The following is a 3,279-nucleotide window of genomic DNA, read 5'->3' as shown; positions in this document are numbered from 1 at the left end:
ATGATTTTGTCTGCCATCTTTTTTGACCTGTTTTGAGCCACAGAAAAAGCATTTTTTGTGTTCAAAGCTTTTGACCTCGCTAAAAGCCTTACAGAATAAGGCTTTTCAAACTTTTTAGCACCTAAAATGTCCCTTTGCCCTTGTTTTGCCAAACCTAGGAAGATGGGGCGTTTTTGCAGGAGCATGCCCATGAAGTCTTCTTCGTTCATCGGCAGTTCGCGGTCAAAATCAATGTGCTGCGGCACATAGGCGATGTGGCGCTGCGCCGCATTTTGCCAGTGCAGGGCGATTTCGCCTTCATGGGTGAATTGTCCCAATAAGGTTTTGAGCAGGGTGCTTTTGCCGCTGCCATTCGGCCCGATAATGGCGGTGGTTTTGCCGGCGGCAAAGCGGAGGTTGAGATTGTTCAGCACGGTGCTTTTTTGAAATTGTACGCTAAGGTTTTTCAGTACGATTTCCGGTCCTGCATAGGGCAGATAGTGCAGATGGCGTTGATAGTCCTCAAGGCTAATCATGGTTTTTGGCTTTCCAGTATGGCCTTGACGACTTCATCCAGATTTTCTTTCATGGCCTGTTCGAATAATTCTGGAGAGTAAGCACCGTGCATGATGTGGCTTAAGCTGCCTAAGCGTACGTCGGCTTCTTTGGCGATGGTGGCGGTGTAGGGGCTGGGATTGTCTTTTTCGGCAAAGAGGATATGCACGCCTTGCGATTTGATTAAGTCCACGACTTTTTTCAATTGGGCGGGGCTGGGCTCGATGCCGTGTGCGGCTTCGACAACCGCCGTAACTTCCAAACCGAATTCGCGCAAGAGGTAGTCGTAGCCGCTATGCACGGTGGCGATTTTTAAGATGGGATTTTCTACATCGCGGATTTTCGCCAGTGCTTCGGCGCGCAATTTGCGCAGCCGTTTATTGTATTCACGCGCATTTTTCAGGTAAAAAGCGGCGTTATCGGGATCGAGTTTGCCCAGTTCCTGCGCAATGGTATTGACTTGAATCATAGAGGCGCTGATGGAAATAAAGCTGTGGGAATTGATGACTCCTTCGCGGTTGTTTTGGTCTAAGCCCATGGCGCTTAAGAGCGGCACGTCTTTATTGGCTTGAATGATGGCAACGTCCTTATTTTCGCTGGCGGCAATCATTTTGCGGGCGAAATCGTCGTGTCCGATGTCGTTTAACACCACGGCATCCAAGCCGCTAATGTTTTTAATGTCTTGCGCGCGCGGCTCGTAGGCATGCGGATTAAAGCCTTCGGGAATCAGCGGCACGACTTTGATTTTATCCTGACCGATATTTGCCACGAAACTGTAATAAGGGTGCAGAGTCACACCGACTTGGATTTGGGCAAAGGCATGACAGCTGAGAAGGGCAAATAGGGCAAGCCATGGTTTGAGTTTCATAAAAAATTCCTGTTAAAACGTTTAAGAGCGGGTAATGTCGGCATTGCGGTTAATTCTTTTCCAGCCGGCGGCGCGCAGATGTTCGCCGTCAAGACGATGCGGCAATGCCGTCGGGCTGCCTTTATGATGCCAGACTTCAAAATGCTGCATATCGCTGCCTTGCCGCTGCGCCGGCAAAAGCCAGAGCAGACTGCCGGCGGTCGCCACATCTTGGCTTTGTCCCCAATAAGCGGCTTGTCCTTCCTGATGCTGCAGCGTCCATTGATGATTGCCGCGTTGTCCGGCTTCCGCTTGGTCGTTAAAAGGCGGAAAATCATTGGCAATCCAATCGGCAACGCTGGGCGGCGGTTCGTTTTCATCTTGCAATAGCCAATCGTCAAAGGCGACTTGTAAATCCGCAAACACACCTTGCTCCGCCGCGCTCAAATCGTAGCGCAGGCTGATTTCATCGGCGCCCAGGCTTTGCTGAAGTTGACTGTCTTTCTGATTGATACACACAATGCCTGCCGCCACAACAATGCTCAACACACACACCGCCAGCACATATAGCGTTTCTTTAGTGGCACGCGCCGGCGGCACGATTTCTATAAAGCGATGCTCGGCACTCATTCTTCAATGTCTTGATAATCCAGCTCTAATTGATGACCGCTGCCGCCGTCAAAACGTACATAGTATTCACCTTCGGGTTTGGCGAAACTAAAGCGGCTGTCTTTGTCGAAGCGTCCTTCATGCAGAACCTTATCGCCGTAATCCAAGACTTTGACTTCCACGCCGAAAGCCGAAGAACCGTCGGAAAATCCGCCCGTGCAAAGCACGTTTTCCGCCTCGATTTTGCAGCTTAATTGCGGGGAATGGGCATAGGCGAGCGGGCTGAGAATGAAGAGGCAAAGCCATTTTTTCATCTGTTAACTCCTGTAAAAATGTGCATAAACAAAAGCACTTTGTCAGACAAAGTGCTTTCGACGGGATTAATGCTTGTGTTCGCCGCTATGTTTGGCGCGGAAGGTTAAAGAGCTGTTTTGCACTAAACCTTCAAAAGGATCTTTGGGATCTTCAATTTCATGCTCAACATCTAAGATATTGAACTCATTGGTGGCGACAGGAATGCTCGCAAAACCTTCTTTATCGGTGCTGTAGGTTTTGGCTTCTGCGTCAAAATAATAGCTATTTACTTGCGCGTCCGCCAATGCCTTGCCGTCTAAGAGCACCTGCACTTTCAGCATCTCGCCTTGTTTCAAAGAAGCGGGATTCACGCTCGGCAGAATTTCCAAGCCCAAGCCCAAAGCCTGCGGCTTAATGCGCGGATTTTGATAAGCAACCGTGTAATTTAACACGCGGAAAGAAGAAGTGGCGCCTTCTACCTGATCGCCGCGCTTATTGATTTCTTCGCCGGTTTTAGGGTCTTCCGTCATATAGCCCTCATCAAGCGTCGCCGTCACAATACCCAAACCTTCCAAGCTCTCAAAGACTACAAAATCTTCTTTCGCAATCGCCTTCAATTCCGCTTTGCTGCCGTCGGCTTTGAGTGCGAAAGTGTTTTTAATGCCGCCGACATCATAGGCATCGGTATTGGTGCCGGTATGACCAAAACTCACTGTCGGCGCACCGTTGACTTGGGCAATCCATAAAGCATGGGCGGAAACTTCAACCGTCAACAAACCTAAACTCAGCACAAGAAGCGTTTTTTTCATAGCAGTATCCTTTGATAAAAATGGAAAATGAAACAAAATAGTATTCTTAACCTGAGTTCGGGATAAGCCCCCTCTATTTAGCAGCCGCCAAAGCATTCTTCCCAAACATCTGCGGCTTATACGCAAACAAGCAATATGCCGTTAATCCAGAAATCAGATTCGACAAAAATCCCTTCTCTGAACGAT

The 3,279-nt window shown here is 48.9% G+C and carries 5 protein-coding genes and 1 pseudogene; all 6 read right to left on the bottom strand.

The window, feature by feature from the left end; all coding sequences use genetic code 11:
* A partial coding sequence (locus tag ACJHVI_RS09290; RefSeq protein ID WP_483184451.1) for an ATP-binding cassette domain-containing protein occupies positions 1-515 on the bottom strand: 515 nt, incomplete at its 3' end.
* A complete protein-coding gene (locus ACJHVI_RS09285) occupies positions 512-1,402 on the bottom strand; it encodes a metal ABC transporter solute-binding protein, Zn/Mn family (protein WP_483184450.1) in 891 nt (296 codons plus the stop codon). The genes ACJHVI_RS09285 and ACJHVI_RS09290, both read right to left, overlap by 4 nt.
* Positions 1,403-1,423: 21 nt before the next feature.
* The gene (locus tag ACJHVI_RS09280) at positions 1,424-2,011 is read right to left on the bottom strand and encodes a DUF6162 family protein (protein WP_483184449.1); all 588 of its coding nucleotides are present in this window, start codon (positions 2,009-2,011) and stop codon (positions 1,424-1,426) included.
* Entirely contained in the window at positions 2,008-2,304 is a 297-nt protein-coding gene (locus ACJHVI_RS09275; RefSeq protein ID WP_115218080.1) for a hypothetical protein, read from the bottom strand. The genes ACJHVI_RS09280 and ACJHVI_RS09275 overlap by 4 nt, the downstream gene beginning before the upstream one ends.
* 66 nt (positions 2,305-2,370) lie before the next feature.
* Complete coding sequence (locus tag ACJHVI_RS09270; protein ID WP_483184448.1) at positions 2,371-3,093, bottom strand: DUF4198 domain-containing protein; 723 nt, start codon at positions 3,091-3,093, stop codon at positions 2,371-2,373.
* Positions 3,094-3,166: 73 nt separating this feature from the next.
* Positions 3,167-3,279 (bottom strand): annotated as a pseudogene (locus tag ACJHVI_RS09265) (IS982 family transposase); the annotation flags it as partial.

It is taken from the genome of Suttonella sp. (assembly GCF_056855035.1).
This window is presented reverse-complemented; position numbering and strand designations above follow the sequence as displayed.

Excerpts from the sequence above, each read along its gene's own strand:
- ACJHVI_RS09280 (WP_483184449.1), bottom strand. The coding sequence starts at position 2,011 with ATGAGTGCCGAGCATCGCTTTATAGAAATCGTGCCGCCGGCGCGTGCC.
- ACJHVI_RS09285 (WP_483184450.1), bottom strand. The coding sequence starts at position 1,402 with ATGAAACTCAAACCATGGCTTGCCCTATTTGCCCTTCTCAGCTGTCAT.
- ACJHVI_RS09270 (WP_483184448.1), bottom strand. The coding sequence starts at position 3,093 with ATGAAAAAAACGCTTCTTGTGCTGAGTTTAGGTTTGTTGACGGTTGAA.
- ACJHVI_RS09275 (WP_115218080.1), bottom strand. The coding sequence starts at position 2,304 with ATGAAAAAATGGCTTTGCCTCTTCATTCTCAGCCCGCTCGCCTATGCC.